The organism is Streptomyces sp. NBC_01264, from assembly GCF_026340675.1.
Taxonomy (GTDB): Bacteria; Actinomycetota; Actinomycetes; order Streptomycetales; family Streptomycetaceae; genus Streptomyces.
Window position 1 is genome coordinate 1044425 of sequence record NZ_JAPEOX010000001.1, and the last position, 17285, is coordinate 1061709.

The following is a 17285-nucleotide window of genomic DNA, read 5'->3' on the forward strand; positions in this document are numbered from 1 at the left end:
ACAGCCTGTCGGGGGTCAGAAGGCGTTGCGCCGCCGAAGTCCGAACGTACGGCCGTCCGGGTCGACCAGGAGCCGGTAGAGCGGCATGGTGAGGCGGCGTTCGGCGTACGAGAGGTCGGGCGGGCTGTACGCACGCAGCCGGCCCGGCGGCTTCGGCCCGCGGCCGCCGCCCTCGTGCCAGGCGTCCAGCGCGGCGGCGCTCGCCGCGAACGCCTCGAAGGCCCGTACGGGTTCGCACAACGGATCCGACGTGCCCGCAACGCCCGGATCGCCGGGCTCGAGCGGACCGGGCCCGGTGGCGTCGAGGTGCTCGCGGGAGAGCTCCAGCCGCAACTCCCTCGCGAAGCGGCGGGCGCCGTCGCCCAGTCCGCCGGGATCGGCGGGCGCGCGGGCGTCCACCTCCTCGTCCAGGACGGCGCAGTTGAGTTCCGAGTCGTGCGTCCAGGACCGGAGGTTGATGTTGTCGGATCCGACCGTGGCCCACACGTCGTCCACCACGCACACCTTGGCGTGCACGTACACGGGAGTGCCGGCTCGGTTCTCCAGCCCGTACACCGCCACCCTTCCGCCGCCCGCCTCGCGCAGCTTGTCCAGCGCCTTGACCCGGCCGACCACGTTCATCGGCCCGGTCAGCCGGCCGTCCTGGTCGGGCACGGTGGGTATCACGGCGATCAGCCGCAGTTCGGGGTTGTCTCGCAGCGCCCCGGCGAAGGACTCCACCACCTCGGGGGACCACAGGTACTGGTCCTCCAAGTAGATGAGCCGCCTGGCCCGCTTGAGCGCCTTGAGGTAGCTGCGCGCCACACTGCGCTCCCCGTCCGGCGCGAAGGGGTAGCCGCGCAGCAGCCGGTTCGGATAGGTGCGCAGCACCTGCACGGTGTGGTTGCCGCAGGGCGGCGGGTCGGGCAGCTGCGGCGGGATGGGATCCGCGTACGTGTCCTCGCCGTTGACCAGTGCCCGCAGTTTGACGAGCGGGCTGCGGCTCAGTGCGGCCGGGTCCTCCCAGCGTTCACGGAATCCCGCCTCTATGTCGCCGACGGCCGGTCCCCGGACGGCCAGTTGGACGTCGTGCCAGGGCGTCCGGGGACCGTAGGCGGCGGCCATCGGCAGCGCCTGCGGGTCCCCGTGGTGGTCGGCGTCGTCGTTGCGGCTGTGGCACAGGTCGATCCCGCCCACGTAGGCCACGTCCAGGGCGGGGCGGCCGGGGTGGCGCAGGACGACCAGCTTCTGGTGGTGGCTCCCTCCGGGACGCACCCGCATGTCGAGCAGGCATTCGCCGCCCGCCGCCGCGATTTCCTCCCCGAGGTGCCGGTTCTCGCTCTCGCTGTAGCGCAGTCCGTCCAGGTGGGAGCGCCAGAGGAGGCCCTTGACGATCACGCCCCGCCCGGCCGCCTCCGCCAGTACCGCGCCGACCTCCGTACCCTCGCCGTCCAGCCGTTCGTCGGGGTCGCCGCGCCAGTCCGTGAAGAAGAGCAGGTCTCCCCGGCGTTGTGCCCGGATGTTGCGAAGGAGCTCGGCGAAGTACGTGGCGCCGTGCACGAGCGGGCGCGCCTGGTTGCCCCGGGTCCACGAGGAGCCGTCGGGGTGGCGGCTGTCCACCCGGGTGGCCGTGTTGCCGCGTTCGCCGGCGGTGAGCATCCAGTCACTGCGTTCCATTTACGGTGCCTCCCCCGACCGGCTACCCGCCCGGCGCGGTTTCAGACACTCTGCCCCCGCCCGGGTCGGCGGGGCGGGCGGTGGGCCGCTTCGGCCGGGTGGTTCCGGGAAGGCAGGCGACCGCGGGGCTGTAGGTCGCGAACGTCCCCAAGGGGTTCTTCTTCCACAGCCACAGGTGCAGGGCGTAGTGGACGGGCTGGCGGGGGAAGCGCCCGGGCGTCGGGCCGTCGAAGGAGCGGCCGAACAGCTTCGGGCGGTCGTCGTCCGTGGCCGTGTCCTGGTCTCGGTCGTAGACGAGCCACTGGGCGCCGACGAGGCGTTTGCCGCCGCGCCCGTCGTCCTCGTAGAAGAGCGCGGCAGGCTTCGCCGGGTCGACGGAGTTGTCGTACGCGTGGTTGAAGTGCGGGAAGCCGAGAGCGCCGGATCCCGCCCTGTCCTCGACGCAGTGCTTGTCCGGGACGTAGCCCGCTTTCACCGCGGCCGCGTGCCGCTGGAACGGAGCGGTCGCGCGGTAGACGATCGCACGCTCGGCCTCGGCCTTGCCGATGTCGGTGCCGGAGGGGGAAGCGGAGGCAGGAACCGTGGCGGCCGTCAGGGCAAGAGCGACGGCCGCTGCCAGGGCCAGGGCGGGACGGGTGAACATGCGCGGACTCCTCGGAGGCGGGCTCGTAGCGAGCAGGATGTCCCCCGCCCCGCAGTCGAGCGGCGCGGGGTCCGGTGCGTACGGGGGCGGGTGGGTGGAAGCTGCGGGCCGGTCAAGCCGCCCCGCCGGACGTAAGGCCCGCGCCGGGGCCGGGCGCCGTGGCGCCGGGACCCGCCGTGGCCGGACGGCCCGGGAGGAAGAAGGAGCCGAAGGCCGCGCAGGCGGTGAAGAGGGCGGCGAAGAGGAAGGCGCGGCCGTAGCCGGCCGTGAGGGCCTGAACCCCGGGAACGAGGTGCTCGGCGACGCCGTGGGAGGCGACGGCGGCCAGGATCGCGAGGCCGAGCGCGCCGCCCACCTGCCGGGAGGTGTTGACCAGCCCGGATGCCAGTCCCGCCTCGCGCGGCTGGATGCCGGTGGTGGCCGCGGCGGTGACGGGCAGCATGGCCATCCCGAGGCCGAGGGCGCAGAGCCCGAAGGGCGGGGCCACGTCAGTGGTGAAGACGCCGCCCACGGCGATGCGCGAGAGCCACAGGAACCCGAAGGTGCTGACGGCCATGCCGGTGACCAGCAGGGAGCGCGGGCCGATGCGGCGCACGAGGTGGGCGGAGGTCCGGGTACCGACGATGACCGCCACGCAGCCCGGCAGGAACAACAGGCCGGTCTTGACGGCGCTGAAGCCGAGGACCTGCTGCATGTAGAGGGAGAGCAGGAACCACATCGCGAACATCGCCGAGCCCAAGCCGATCATGACCAGGTTGGCGATGGCCAGAGTGCGCCGGCGCAGGACCGCGAGGGGGACCAGCGGGGCTGCGACCTTCGACTCGATCAGGACGAAGGCGGCCAGGAACAGGATCCCGAGGGAGAGCGCGCCCCAGACGTGGGGTGAGCCCCAGGGCGAGCTCTCGGTGGAGATGATCCCGTAGACCAGGGCGGTCAGGCCCACGGTGACCGACAGCGCGCCAGGCAGGTCCAGGCGGCGCAGCCCACCATGGCTACCGCGCACGGCGGGCACGTAGAGGAGCGCGGCGGCGAGGATCGCGAGCCCGATGGGAATGTTGACGAAGAAGACCCAGCGCCAGCCGGCGTACTCGGTCAGGAGCCCGCCGACCACCGCGCCGGCCGCGCCTCCGCCACCGTTGACCGAGCTCCACGTGCCCATCGCGCGCATGCGGGAGCGGGGCTCGGTGAAGGTGGTCATGATCAGCGTCAGCGTGGCCGGGGCGAGCAACGCACCCCCGAGACCCTGAACGGCTCGGGCGGCGATCAGCGTCGTACCGTCGCCGGACAGTCCACAGGCGAGTGAGGCCGCGGCGAAGAGGACGAGGCCGGCCAGGAAGGTACGACGGGCACCGACCAAGTCGGCGGCCCGGCCGCCCAGGAGCAGCAGCCCGGCGAAGGCAAGGGTGTAGGCGTTGACGATCCACTGCTGCCCGGCCGGGCTCAGGCCGAGGGAGGCCTTCATGTCCGGGAGGGCGACGTTCACGATCGAGACGTCCAGCACGACCATGAACTGGGCCGCGCAGGCGATCAACAGGATCATCGGCGTCCGCGCACCCTGGCGCTCGGACGGTGCGGGTTCGGTACTGAGGGCGGGCGGAGCGCTTGACATGGGGTTCCTCGGGGGCAGGGGGGGCGGATTCGACTCGGGAACGAAACCCACCACATCTCTGCCCCCGCGCCAGACCACCGTCACAGTCGCGTGGCAACCGGGTGACCGGCCGTCCACCTCCCCAGCTGTCGTCGGACGGCATCCACGTGGGCTTCTCCTGAGGAGAACGAGCTCTCGGACCCGTAGCGCCGGCTTGGCGCGCCAGCCAACGCCGAGCGCGAATCGAACCCCCGACTCGGAACGACCCTGGATCTCTACCCCGCCCCTTCTGTAGCGGATCAACCGGATCGCGTTGCGCTCAACGCTGTGTAACCAGCACCGACCAGCCCGGGATCCCGAAGTGGGCCGCTCGCCCGTCGTCCCGACACCACGATGGCGTCTCCGCCAAGTACATCGGCAGCACGGTCTTCGTCACGTTCCGTGCACCAAGAACCGAAGAGCCAACGCAGCGCGGCACACCCGCCAACCGCGCGAGGCACAGCAGCGACGGGAGGAGGCCGACCGGCACCCGAAACCACTGCCGGCACCCTCGGCTGCCGCCGAGCGCCCTGCGCCGCATGGTGTGTAAACGAGCCTGGGCTCCGGAACTGGCGACGGGCCCGCGCGCCATCTCCTGTGCCAGGGATTCTGGCTCGTGCGGACGGACGGCACGCCCACCGACTTCAGGGCAACGAATGCCGGAATCCGTCGACCCACCGCCAGCTCGTGCTGCACGCCATGCGCGCGACGGCGTCCCGCAGATTCAGGCGTCCAAGAGGGTGACGGTCAGGGCGGCGGAAGGACGGACTACCGTTGGGGGACCACCGCAATGAGGTCCGTGAGCCAAGTCTTGATGCGCTCAGACTGCTCACGGATCTCGGAGGCCGCCGATGCCAGGTCGCGTCTGTACCGACGCTGGGCTACGACGCTCTCGTCGACCACGCTCAGGGCCTCGCCATGGCGCCCCAGTTCACCTAGCAGCACTGCGAGGTTGTTCAAACTCACGGCGTAGTCCTGCGCCCGACGCGCGTGATTCTCGGGAAGCATCCGATATATCTGAACCGCCTCGGACGCAACTGACAGTGCCTCGTCGTAGCGGCCCAAGCCTCCTAGCCTGCGGCCCAGACTCGTCAAGCCCCGCGCCAAATCACCTCCGTGGGCCTGGCGACCCGAATCGACCAAACGTCGGTCGATCTCAACGGCCTCATTGATCGCCCGGAGCGCCTCGCGCCCCTTGCCCACCGCGGCCAGGCGGTTGGACAGGTTGTTCAAGACCATTGCGTGGCCCGGCCCAAAGACACCAAAATCTCGCAGACTCAGCTGCCGATACAACGCCTCTGCTTCGGAGACTGCGTTCAGGCTCTCCTCTGTGCGGCCGTCCTCTCCCAGCCTCACGGACAGATTGCTAAGGGCCGTTCCCAAGCCAGCGGAGTAAGCTCGGCTGTCCCGCGCAGCCAACTCACGGTAGACCTGTACGGCCTCCTGAACGGCAGCCACCGACTCGTCGTTCCTTCCCACGAGTGCGAGGTGATTCGAGAACGTCATGAGGTGGTCGCTCAGAACAGGTCCATGGGTACTCAGGTCCCGCCGGGCCAGCCGTCGAATCCGCAGAATGTCCTTGGCCATGCCTGTGATGAAACCCTCCGCCGCGTTGGCGGTCGCGGGTACGACGGACGCAGCAGCGAACGCCTCAGCCAGAGCAGCTGCGGACGGTCTGCGAGCAGGCTCGCGGTCCAGGCAGCGACGCAGCATGCGGTGGAGCACCGGGTCGATCCCCGACGCGGAGAGAGGGCCTCGGTGCTCTTCTCCGTATCTCGGATCCCTCCAGCGCCCAGCGAGGAAGGCCAGGAGCAGCGCTCCTGCGGCATACATGTCACTCTGTGACGTGAGAAAGAGCCCGCCGTCGGCCGCCACAAGGTACGTGTCGCTGACCGGGAGCACTTCGCGGTACGTGCTATCGCCCCCGTCCACGGTCGCTGTGGCCCAGCCGACCAGCCAGACGGCCTCGTCCGTCACCAGCACGGACCGCGGTGCGAGCGAGCCGTGCACGAGCCCGAGGCCGTGGGCGCGGGCGAGAGCCTCGGACAGACCGAAGCCGATCCGCAGGAAGAGCTGCTCGGGGACCGACCCCCTGTGTTCGTCGAGGACGGACCGCAGGTTGGGCGCGGGGGCCGACGATGCGTCGTCCGCACGGCGGTGGACGCAGGTCGCCGCGATCCAGGGCAGTTCCTCAGCGGAGTGCGTTTGCACCTCGACCAGAGCGGGCGCGTACGTGCCCTGCATCCGGAGCAGACACTCCGCTTCCGTGCTCACAAGGTCCAGCGCAGCCCTCGGGTCGTCGGCGTGCAGGAGTGAGGGCGCCCGGACCGTGACCACGGTGCCGTCTTCGTCCCGGGCCAAATACATTGCCATGTGAGGCCAGCCCCGAGCACTACGTGCCTGGAGCCGGAACCGGCCGAGCTGCACCGGGTCCCCCGGCAGAAGCTCCACCCAGCCGGCGGGCAGCAGTTCACCCGTCTCGTCGTCGTTCGATCGCGTGTCCTGCTTGCCGGGTACGCCAGGCCCATCGCTCCACGCGGTCCCCGCCGTCGCCGGATCCTCGGTCACGCCCTCCGGTGTCTGGGGACGGCCGGGTACGGGCGCCACCGGGCCGACACCCGCGGACGGGATGCCGAGCCTCGTCAGCAGTTGTTCCCGCAGCCAGCCGAAGGAGCGTCCGGTGTCCTCTACCATCGCCGCGCCGTCCGGGTGGCCGACCCATGCCGGGAAGGCCGGGGCGCGGCCGACGGTGTCCTCGATGCCCCGCGTTACGGCTTCGGTGGTGCGCAGCAGTTCCTTCGGGGATACGGCATTGAGCAGAATGCGGCGTGCATCGCTGGAAAAGTCGAACCGCCGGTGGTGGGGAAGCCGGTCCCGCTCGTCGGCATCGACCTCGTGCATCAGTCCCCCCAGGAACACTTCCGTGAGGTGTCCACGGTCCGTGGGATGCCCGAGGGCGGCCTGCACCATGCGCATGACCGGGGGCGTGACAGGTGCGACCGCCGCCACGTGGGCCGCGAGCCGGTACGCCTCTGGGGACGCGGCATCCCTGAAGCGCAGTAGCGCTTCGGCGGCGTCGTTCCGCCTGGTGTCAGCGGCAGGCCGAACGAAGCCGGGCAGGGCAGTGTCCCAGAGCGGGAGAAGCGCGGTGCCGCCCGGCGAGGCAATGAGCAGCGCCCAGTCGGCGATGGCCGCAGGAGTCGGTTCAAGGACCGGGACGGGTACGGAGTCGAAGCTGACGAGGCCAGGCGGCAGGTCCGGATCGGTGACGTGCCAGGCGCGTGTCGGGCCGCCACGGCCGCGGGTGGTGACCTGCCAGCGCCGTGCACGAATCCCGGTACTCGGCCAGAGCCGCGGCGGCAGTGCCTGGACGATCGCGGTGGGACCGCACCGCGCCCAGCGGTCTGTCACCTCTCGCATCCCGCCGTCCCACCACGCGTCGCCGATACCGTCGCTGACGATGAGGACAAGAGTGCTCCCGGTGGGGTCGCACAGGGTCTTCGGTGACTGAAGGCGACCACGCTGGCGATACGGGCTAGTCCGCAGGCTCGGCGTGGCGCCGCGCGTGTCGAGCCCATACACGCGCACGTCGCGGAACGCCCCGGCTCGTTCCATCAGCGCCCGAACCTCGGCAGCCAGGCGCTGCCAGAGAACCATGGAGACGCCGTCGTCGACCACCAGTGCGAGGGACAGCCAGCGGGTCCGCGTCGGGCGAGTGACGGTCTCGGGCACCCCTGTGTCTGCGATAGCAGCGACAGTCCGAGTGACGTCGAGTTCGTGGCGGCGTCGGTCGGGGAAGCGCTGCCGCAGCGGTCGGAGAGACTTGCCGAGCCGGAGCTGCCCGTCGAGAATGAGGCCGGTGTCCGGGGCACGGACGGAGATCGCCGGGGACGAAGCCACTGTCGCGTGCACTTCCGCGTCCTCGCGTGCGCGGCGCCGCGCGTGGGCCAGAATTGGAAGCGTGGGCTCGGACTTCGTGTGTTCGGCGCCCGCCGGTTCCGTCGCCGTACCGACGGGTTCCGCGTTCCCGGACGCTGCCGACGACGTCCCGTCGTGCGGCGTGCCGTGCCGCTCCGCGGGTATCGCGGACACTCCAGCAGCACGAGCCAGCGGCACGGCGTCCCGAGGCAGCCTCCCTGCGAGCCACAGGGCGTCGAGGAGCTCCTCATGAGAAAGCTCCGCCCCGCTATCGGCCAGGACCTTCGTCATGCGCGCGATCAAGGCGTCACACTGCTCCGCCGAGCTGGTGCAGGACAGCCCTCAGGAGCGAGGGCGCGTCGAGATCGACGCCACCCTTGCGGAGGAAGACGGCGTTGAGCAGCTGGTCGGTGGCGAGTTCACCGGCGGCACGGCGTTCGAGGAAATCCTGCAGCAGGTCGTCCACGTCGTCCAAGGCATCGGGTCCGAGGTGCGCAGCGACGATCTCCCGCAGTCGCCGCTCGTTGGGTTCGGGGAGGTCGAGGCGGACACAACGCCTGAGAAACGCTGGAGGGAAGTCGCGTTCCCCGTTGCTGGTGATGATCACGATCGGGAACTCGCTGCAGCGGATGCGACCGCGCGATACCGATGCGGGGGCATCCGGGTCGTCGGTCTCGACGTGCACTTCCGCGCGGCCCTCGGAAAGCCGGGTGAGTTCGGGGATGGCGAACTCGCCCTCCTCGAAAACAGTCAACAAGTCGTTAGGGAGGTCGACATCGCCCTTGTCGAGCTCGTCGATGAGTAGCACGCGGGGGCGTTCCCGGGGCACGAGAGCGTTGCCCAGCGCACCGAGTCGGATGTACTGGCCGATGTCTGGTTCCGGGCCGTCCGCGTCACGACGCAGGGTGGCCTCGCGCAGCCGGCCGACGGCGTCGTACTGGTAGAGGGCGTCCTGCAGGGTGGAGCGACTGTTCACCGGCCACTGCAGAACGCGCCCGAGCGCGAGCTCGTGGGCAACAGCGTGAGCCAGCGAGGACTTGCCCGTGCCGGGCTGGCCGGTGACAAGGAGCGGCCTGCGCAGGTGGAGCGCCGCGTTCACCACATCGGCCTCATCAGGGCCGATGAGATAGAGCCGCGAGTAGGGAACCTTGGCTCCGGTCGGCGGCTCTTGCCGGTCGAACCGGCGCCACGGTGGCGCCGCGGGGAACGGCACCGCACGGCGTTCGCCGTCCCCACGGAACAGCCGCCAGTCGTCGCCTCCGCCGTTGGAAGGCAGACGCCGAGGGCTCGTACCGGCCAGGGGCTCCGAGGTGGTCATGACGCGTGCGTTCCTCTCCAGGGGTCCCTCAGTTGAAGCGACTCGGTCCGCGGTAGACGGCCTGCTGGCTCCCATACGAGGGAGGGCCGGGCCCGACGCTCCGTCGGGCAGGCCGCTGCCGAGCCGTTTCGAAACTCCCGCACCCGCTCGGGTAGTCCCTCCAGGTCGCCAGCGGGAGCCAGGCTCTCCAATCTTCCCGCGTCCTCGTAATCGACGGCGTCGCGGTCCCACATTACGACCGGGACGCCCAGGGCGAGACAGGTCAGCAGCCAGGACCGGCGCTCGTCTGCGGGGCCGTGGAGGATCACCCGCGCGGTATCGCGATGCTTTGTCTTCAGCACATTTACGAGCTGGCGGTAGTCGCCGGACGTCCTGTTGGTGACGAGCACCGACGCCCGTCCGTTCTTCCACCGGCGTCCCTGATCACCGTCACGTTCCGGCCTCTGCTCACTGAGCTCCGGGCAGCTCAGGGAGACTCGGTATTCCCCTCCGATCGGCCATGCGGGAAGGATGCCATCGGTCGCTCCGAACTCCCACTCGTCAACGGCCAAGTGGAGTCCCGCTCGGTCGACTACGACGGTCACCCACGGCACGTGGTCGCCCTGCCCCGGCTCCTGGCCCGCGGCGAAGACCGCCTCGCTCAGACTACTCGCCGCCTCCCGAGAGGTTTTGGACGTCGTCTCCGCCTCCTTGAGCACGCGGTACGAGCCGTCGTCGCGGACGAGTAGGATCCGGCACCGGTACCGGTCGTCCCCCACGGCATCGTCGTGTTCCAGCTCCATCACCACACGCGAAACCGGCGACGGCGAGCGCTTCGCCCACCTGACGGCGTCCGCGCGCCGCTCGTCCAGGGCCCCGGCACGAATGCCGATCCGCCGAGCGGTTGTCTCCGACCACGCGTGTAGGTCGTCGGCCAGCCCCTCGCCCACGGACGCCGCCACGTACTCGACGAGCCTCAGCAGCGCCGGCACAGGTGGGGTGCCCTCAGGGACGCTTTCGCTGTCACCCAAGTCCTCTAGGCCCTCGATCACATCGCAGAGGTCGTCCTCTCCGAGCTGCGGACGCGTAAGAACCTCGGGGAGGACCACGAACCGCAGCGCCTCGTCTGCCGCTTGGGACAGCACCGCTGGCTGCTCCTCGCAGACCCGGCGCAACAGGCCGAGCAGGCCGCCATACTCGTTCGCTGAGAGCAGCGACCCACAGTCGAGTGCCCTGGACCGTGAGAACAAATGGGTTAGAGCGACGCGGACCACTTCCTGCGCGGTGCCTGCGACGGCTTCACCGAGCGACGCAAGCGCACGGCGATGCCTCATGAGCAGCGCGACGAGGTCCGGGCCGGTGGGCTCGAAGCCCGCGGCCTCGTAGCCCAGTTCGCGGGCCAAGGCCTGAGCGTGATCGACACGAGCGCCAGGGTACGGGAACAACGGCGCGAGCAGCTTCTCCAGTTCGCGCTCGGTCGGCGTGCGCTCGGCGGCAGGACCGGCCTTGGGTAGGGATGCACCGATCGCGCTCAGCTCGGGAGACCGGCCGGTGTGCTCCTCAACGTGGGATACGAAGCCGCCGTCTCCAGCGAAGGAGGACGCTGGCAGAGCGATCAGCCGACGGGCTCCGTAGTCGCGGGCCTCCTGAGTCACGACCCCAACGAGGTGACCGTCACAGAACACCCCCGCCCCCGAGGCCCCGCCCCAGGCGTTCCGGCCGTCGGCACGGGGACTGGCGCCGGATCCTGGTCGAGAACGTAGCGGTCCTTGCCTCCGGACAAGACCGGCAGGACGCCGCGAAGGTGCTCCGGCTCCCGGGTCTCCCCCTGGGAGGCCCAGGGGTAGCCGAGTCCCTCATACAGCAACGGCGCCATACCCGCGGGCCGTCCCCAGCTGACTGAGCCCGGCAGGTCGATCTTGCGGTCGATGTGCAACAACGCCACGTCGAGGCCGTCCGGGTGGACCCAAAGCAGCTCAGCGGTCACCGACGTCATTTCACCAACCTCGGGGTGGCCTACCCGCACGGTGATGACCGGCCAGAGCGCTCCCGTTTCGCGGTCCTGCAGCACATGACGGGCGGTCAGCACGAGGTGGGGAGCGATCAGATAGCCGGAGCCGATGCCGCGAGGTCCTTGGTCTGTGCCGCTGCGAATCAGCGCCAGTCTGGCCGGCTCCACGTCACCCCTCGTCCCACGATCCGGTTTCCACGTCACTGATTTCGGGGCGTGCGCCGCCGATGGCTCGATCCTTGACCGAGAGCTTCAGCGTCAGCTTGTGGTTGCGCACGGTGGAATGCTCACCACCCGCGCCAACGGTGATCACGCCGAAGGAGAGTTTTCCGTTGCCCCTGACGGACTCGCGCAGTTCGAGCTGAAGCTCCAGTTCCGCTTCCTCGACGCCGAAGGCGAACTGCTGGTTGACGCCCAGCCGCTGCGCCTCGTACAGCTCTTGCCGCAGCTCCTCGATGGCCGCGGCCAGACCAATCGTCGACACCGTCGCCCGCCCCCAGTTCAAGATAGTCAGAAAAACAGTAGGTCACCGGCAGGTTACAACGCTCGGCAGACACTTCAACCCTTGGTCATGGACAATCCGTCACGGAGGGAGGCGTCCACCGCACGCCACCGTGTGAGAAGAAATCCACCAACAGGAGCAGACATTGAGCGACCCCACCCCCAAGGAGCTCCAGGCCGTCCTGTGGAGTGCCGTCGACAAGCTGCGCGGCTCCATGGACTCGGCCCAGTACAAGGAGTTCATCCTCGGGCTCCTCTTCCTGAAGCACCTCTCCGATACCTTCGAGGAGCGCCGTAAAGAGCTGGCCAAGGAGCTCGCCGAGGACGGCATCTCCGAGGAGCGGATCGGCGACTTCCTGGAGGACCGCGACGAGTACACCGGCGCCCACGTCTTCTGGGTCCCGGAGACCGCCCGGTGGTCCTGGATCGCGGCCAACGCCAAGAGCCAGGGCGTTGGCGAACTCCTCAACGGGGCGATGGACGCGGTCATGCAGGAGAACGCCGCCCTGACCGGCGTCCTCCCGAAGATCTTCAACCGCGACAACGTCGGCCAGAAGCGCCTGGCCGAACTCGTCGGCCTCATCAGCCACCCGCGTTTCGGCGGCACCGAGGACAAGCCGGCGAAGGACGTCCTGGGCGAAGTGTTCGAGTACTTCCTCGGCAACTTCGCCCGGATGGAGGGCAAGTGGGGCGGCGAGTTCCACACCCCGCAGTCGGTGGCCCGCCTGATCGTGGAAATCCTGGAGCCGTACAACGGGCGTGTGTACGATCCGGCATGCGGTTCGGGCGGCATGCTGGTACAGGCCAGCAAGTTCGTCGAGACGCACCGGGGCCGGGGGCACAAGGCTGACATCGTGGTCTATGGCCAGGAACTCAACGAGCGGACCTGGCGCCTGGCCAAGATGAACCTCGCAGTGCACGGCATCGAAAGCAGTCTGGCGGCGCGTTGGGGCGACACCTTCGCCGACGACAAGCACCCGGATCTCAAGGCCGACTTCGTGATGGCCAACCCGCCGTTCAACATGGGGGATTGGGCGCGGGACGAGAACGACGCCCGGTGGAAGTACGGTCTCCCACCGGAGAGCAACGCCAACTACGCGTGGCTCCAGCACATGGTCGCCAAGTTGGGCGAGCAAGGCACGGCCGGCATCGTCCTCGCCAACGGCTCGATGAGCTCCAAGTCGAGCAGGGAGGGCGAGATCCGCCAGGCAATAGTGGAGGACGACCTGGTGGCCTGCATGGTCGCCTTGCCGTCTCAACTCTTCCACACAACTCAGATCCCGGCATGTCTGTGGTTCCTGACCAAGGACAAGTCCCCTCAGGGTACGAAGGGGATGGCCGACCGACGCCGCCAAATCCTGTTCATCGATGCCCGCGAAGTAGGCGAGATGATCGACCGGACCGAGCGGGTGCTGACGGACGTCGGACTTGCGAAGATCGCCGACGTCTACCGTGCGTGGCGCGGTACGGCATCGGCGAAGGGGGCAGGCCTGACCTACGAGGACGAGCCCGGCTTCTGCTTTTCGGCGGACGTGGCGAACGTGCGCGAGCACGGGTACGCGCTGAACCCTGGGCGTTACGTCGGCGTCGGCTCTCCGGCAGCCCTGGAGCCGCCGGCGGGGTCGCCAGCCAGTCCCTCCACCCTGATGAGAGACCTGTACGCAATCTTCGGCTGAGAACCATCAGCTTCAGCCCTGCCCGGCGTGGGGGCTGAATCGAGAAAGTGGGCAACGCCGGTCATCACGCCGACGAGAGTCCGTCCGGGCACGGGACCGCGTCCAAGTGTTCCCTAACGCTGCTGACCCCACTGCCGAGTTCCCAGTGTGGTCGATGTCCCACAGGACGATGAGCTGCATGGCTCAAGCGTAGGGAGCCGTCCCCGCCTCATCCCGTGTGCACGTCCCAAAACGTCCTTGCCCGATCACTCCTCGCTCCGCTTGCACGACGTCTGTGAACGAGCGACCGCACTCCGTACTCGCCCAGCACGGCGTCTCACCGGAATCGCTCGCGGAAATCTGCGAGGTTGACCCCAAGACCGTGGGACGCTGCCTGAGCGGACGCGTCGCCCGTCGCCGCCAGCCGGGGCGCGTACCCCACGTCGTGCAGCACCGCCCGTCGTGGCGGACTCCGAGGTCACCGGCGGAACCGGGCGTAGCTGAGGCCGCTCAGGCAGGCCGAGGCACTCGACCGGATCCACTTCTCGTAGCGCGCGTCGTCGGCGATCGCGGCGAGCAGTCTGATGCCCTCCGCGCGGTGTCCTTCCACATGAGCCAGGCCGCGGGCGGCGCTGACGCGGGCGTCCGTCTGCAGGGTCGGGTCCGTGGCGAACGCGGTGAGGAGGGCAGGTGCGCGTTCCGCGCCGAGTTCGCCCAGGGCCTCGGCCGCGTGCATCCGGTCCCACTTGTCCACGGAGGTGTCATCGGCGATGGAGGTGAGGAGGACGATGCCCTCCGCACGGTGTCCGTCCAGCGAGGCCAGTTCACGGGCGGCGTCCAGCCGCTTGCCCGCGTCCGCGCTGGTGTCCGCCGCCAAGGCCGCGAGCGTGGTCTGCGACTCGCGCAGGGTGGGGCGTAGGAGCAGCAGCGCGGCCTTCTCCTCGTCGAACTCGGCCAGCGCCTCGGCGGCGATCACGCGTCTGGGACTGCCCGGCTTGCCCTCGTAGGCCAGGGAGACCAGCAGACCGATCCCCCGCGACCGGCAGCCCTCGACCTCGGCGAGGTAACGCGCGGACCGTACCCGTTCGTTCTCGTGCGTCCCCAGGTCCGCCGCGAACGCGGTGAGCAGGCCGATGCCGTCTTCCCTGTGCTGTCCTTCCATCCCGGCCAGCGCCCGGGCCGCGTATGCGTCCCCCCACTCGGCGATGGAGAGCAGGATCCGGCCCGCGAGGTCCTGTTGGCCCGCCAGCTCGGCCAGGAACTCCGCGGCCTGCACGCGCAGATACTTCTCCACATCGGAGCTCGTGGCGCAGTCCTGGAGCAGCCAGGCTCCCTCCTCCAGGTGACCGTCGAGCTTGCCCAGGTCCCGGGCCGATATGAGACGGGTGTCGATGTCCAGGTGCTGATCCATGGCGAGGTCCGTGAGCAGCCCGGCCGCCTCCTCGCGGTGGCCGTCCAGGCCGGCCAGTACGGCGGCGGCCCAGCTGCGCTCGAACGGTTCGAAGTCGGGATCACGGGCGAGCCGGGCCAGCACCCGTGCGCCCTCCTCGTGATGGCCGTCCACCTCGGCCAGGTACCAGGCGGCCTCGACGCGCATGTGGTCGCCCAGTACGGGCCCGGACGCGAACGCGATCAGCCAGCGGGCGGTGGTCCCCGGCGGAACGTTGGTGCCGAGCAGGATCTGGGGCCTGAGCAGTTGGTAGCCGGCGCCGCCCGCGGGTGCGACGAGGCCGTCCAGGACCCGTAAGGTGCCCGCGGCGATCCGGTCGCCGGGGGCCAGTAGTCCGTCGAGGAGGAAGCCCAGGTAGGACGGGTCGAGGTCGAGTGGATCCAAAGGTTCCACGGCCGGGGCGCTACGGCCCAGCCTGCGGATCCTGTCGCGCAGTCGTGGGGCGGGGCTCATCCTGCGGAGCAGCTCGGCGCGGGCCCGGTCGTCGCGGGTGGCGTGGCGTGCGGCGTGGTATTCGAGGAGCGTCCGGTGCAGGAAGTCGAGGTCGTTCGCGTGGCCGACCAGCAGGCCGGTGGTGGTGAGCAGATCGGCCAGGAGCGCGTGCCAGAGGGGCGGCTTGACCTTCTCGGGGCGCATGGCGTGGGGATGCGCGGCGAGGATCTCGGCCGCCGGGGCGCGGTTCCCGCCGATCCTCTCGTGGGCGAGGTGGTCGATGAGTTCGGGCAGGTGCTCGCGGGCCCGCTGTGCGCCCTGATCGGCGGCCCGGCGCTCGGTGGGGAGCTGGTACCTGTTGGTCAGGGTGTGGATGGCTTCGTCCTGGAGGGCGGCGACGCGCTTGTCCGCGTTCTGTTCGTAGAGCAGCTCGATGAAGGAGCGGAACACCCCGGCGCGGCCCTCGGGGAGGGGCTGTGAGGGGTCGGCCGTGTAGAGGCGGCACAGCATCTCGGCCATCAGGGGGGTGCGGGCCAGGTCTTCGAGGTGGGTGCCGCGGATGCCGGTCAGGAAGCGGCGGATGTGACTGTCGACGTCGGACAGGCCGCTGAACCGCCTAACGGCGTAGGCCCGCAGGTCGTCCGGGGTGAAGGGCTGCAGGGTGAAGCGGCCGGAGGGCCCGCCCAGGACGTCGAGTTCGCCGTCGCCGCCGGGCAGCGGGCGGGTCGTGATGATGAAGCGGTGGGCCGAGTCCACCCGCCCGGCCTCCCGGGACAGCCTGCCGAGGAGGGACAGCCGGGTGGCGCGGTCGGGGATCTCGTCGAGGCCGTCGACCATGACCAGCCAGGGCGCGTCGGGGTGGGGTCGGTGGCGGAAGAACTCCTCGGTGAGGGCTTCGCGCAGCCCGAAGGGGCCGAGTGCCACCGTGGCCGCCGTGGCGAGGGCGTGGGCCAGGAGCGGCGCGGCGGCCAGGTCCGTGGCACGGACCAGGACCGGGACCGGGACGGGGCCCGGAACGGGATGCGCTACCGCGTTGCCGCCGTCCCCGTCGTTCGACAACTGGCGGGCCGTGTCGCTCAGATGGCGCTGCAGCAGGGTCGACTTGCCGTCGCCGGGCGCGGCCAGCAGCACCCGGATCCGGCTGTCTCCGGCGAAGACGGTCTCGGCGGGGGCCTGTGAGCGCGCGGACGCGGGCAGGACCTGCCTGGGTATGTAGGTGTCGGCCGTCGGCGGCGCGGCGAGGTCGCCCGCGAGCCCGGGGTACGGGTGGTGGTCCGTGAAGTCCCGGACGGCCCGGAGGTACGCGGCCAGCCGGGCGGCGCCGGCGTCCGGTGACGAGCCCGGCGCGTAGTAGGTGATGTTCTCCGCGTGCCCGACCGCGAAACCGCCGCCGGACGCGGAGATGACCGTACGTGCCCCTGCTGCGAGGGGCGGGCCTTGACTGTCTCCGGGTTCGCTCAGCCCTGGTGCGGACCCGGCCGGGGAGGGATTCCGATGGTGACGTCCCGCATGCGCAGGGCCGCGGCGGACCCGTTGTCGGCCCGGATGTCCAGGTTCCCGCCGACGATCTGCCCGTCGCCCGACTGTGAGATCCCGGGCGCCGGGGGCTGGGCCGGTGGCTGTGCGTCGAGTACGGCGCGCAGGGCCCGGGCCGCCCGCTCGCGCTCGGCGTCGTCGAGGTTCTCCAGCGCCTGCTCGAAGCGCGTCTGCCAGGCGCTCTGCTGGATGATGGTCACCCGCTCGGCTTCGTCACCGGGGCGTGCGTCCTCCAGTTCGGCCGCGCAGCGGTCGAGCCGCTCCAGTTCGACGCGCTCGCGTTCGCCGTCTCCGCGCCCGAACCATCCTGCGACCGCGTGCTGGAGCCCTTCCCAGGCACTGGTGCCCGCCGCCTGCACCACCGCGGCGCCCCCGGCCGCGGCCAGCGCGGTCAACCCCTCCGCCAACACCCGACAGTCCCCGTCCCTTGTGTGTTCGATACACGAGACGGTAGTGCCGGGCGCCGCCCACCGGGCCGAATTCGCAAAGATATTCGCCCGTTCACTCGGGATCCCCTGCGGCGGCCCATGACCCGAACGCTTCCCGCCCAGCTGCCGCT

At 70.1% G+C, this 17285-nt stretch carries 11 protein-coding genes; 1 reads left to right on the forward strand and 10 read right to left on the reverse strand.

Annotated elements, in window-relative coordinates:
• Positions 1-15: 15 nt before the first annotated feature.
• From OG435_RS04700 to OG435_RS04735, 8 genes are all read right to left on the reverse strand, one after another.
• Positions 16-1656, reverse strand: a complete 1641-nt coding sequence (locus OG435_RS04700) for a phospholipase D family protein (RefSeq protein WP_266875467.1) — start codon at positions 1654-1656, stop codon at positions 16-18.
• A gap of 22 nt (positions 1657-1678) precedes the next feature.
• Positions 1679-2299: a hypothetical protein gene (locus OG435_RS04705; RefSeq protein ID WP_266875469.1), complete on the reverse strand. Its 621-nt coding sequence runs from the start codon at positions 2297-2299 to the stop codon at positions 1679-1681.
• 112 nt (positions 2300-2411) lie between these two features.
• On the reverse strand, positions 2412-3908 hold the full coding sequence (locus tag OG435_RS04710; RefSeq protein ID WP_266875470.1) for an MFS transporter: 1497 nt from the start codon (positions 3906-3908) through the stop codon (positions 2412-2414).
• Between the two features lie 786 nt (positions 3909-4694).
• Complete coding sequence (locus OG435_RS04715; protein ID WP_266875471.1) at positions 4695-8135, reverse strand: tetratricopeptide repeat-containing protein kinase family protein; 3441 nt, start codon at positions 8133-8135, stop codon at positions 4695-4697.
• 16 nt (positions 8136-8151) lie between these two features.
• On the reverse strand, positions 8152-9162 hold the full coding sequence (locus OG435_RS04720; RefSeq protein ID WP_266875473.1) for an AAA family ATPase: 1011 nt from the start codon (positions 9160-9162) through the stop codon (positions 8152-8154).
• On the reverse strand, positions 9159-10796 hold the full coding sequence (locus tag OG435_RS04725; RefSeq protein WP_266875474.1) for a hypothetical protein: 1638 nt from the start codon (positions 10794-10796) through the stop codon (positions 9159-9161). Before OG435_RS04725 ends, OG435_RS04720 begins: the two co-directional genes overlap by 4 nt.
• On the reverse strand, positions 10793-11320 hold the full coding sequence (locus OG435_RS04730; RefSeq protein WP_266875475.1) for a trypsin-like serine peptidase: 528 nt from the start codon (positions 11318-11320) through the stop codon (positions 10793-10795). Before OG435_RS04730 ends, OG435_RS04725 begins: the two co-directional genes overlap by 4 nt.
• A 1-nt stretch (position 11321) precedes the next feature.
• A complete protein-coding gene (locus OG435_RS04735; RefSeq protein WP_266875477.1) occupies positions 11322-11657 on the reverse strand; it encodes a trypco2 family protein in 336 nt (111 codons plus the stop codon).
• A gap of 142 nt (positions 11658-11799) precedes the next feature.
• Here OG435_RS04735 and OG435_RS04740 point away from each other — a divergent pair, with 142 nt between their 5' ends.
• Positions 11800-13329 (forward strand): type I restriction-modification system subunit M, encoded by a 1530-nt coding sequence (locus tag OG435_RS04740; RefSeq protein WP_266875479.1) that lies wholly within the window; start codon positions 11800-11802, stop codon positions 13327-13329.
• 457 nt (positions 13330-13786) lie between these two features.
• Here OG435_RS04740 and OG435_RS04745 read toward each other — a convergent pair whose 3' ends face one another.
• Complete coding sequence (locus OG435_RS04745; protein WP_266875480.1) at positions 13787-16321, reverse strand: NACHT domain-containing protein; 2535 nt, start codon at positions 16319-16321, stop codon at positions 13787-13789.
• Between the two features lie 326 nt (positions 16322-16647).
• On the reverse strand, positions 16648-17136 hold the full coding sequence (locus tag OG435_RS04750) for a hypothetical protein (protein ID WP_266875481.1): 489 nt from the start codon (positions 17134-17136) through the stop codon (positions 16648-16650).
• Positions 17137-17285: the final 149 nt, after the last annotated feature.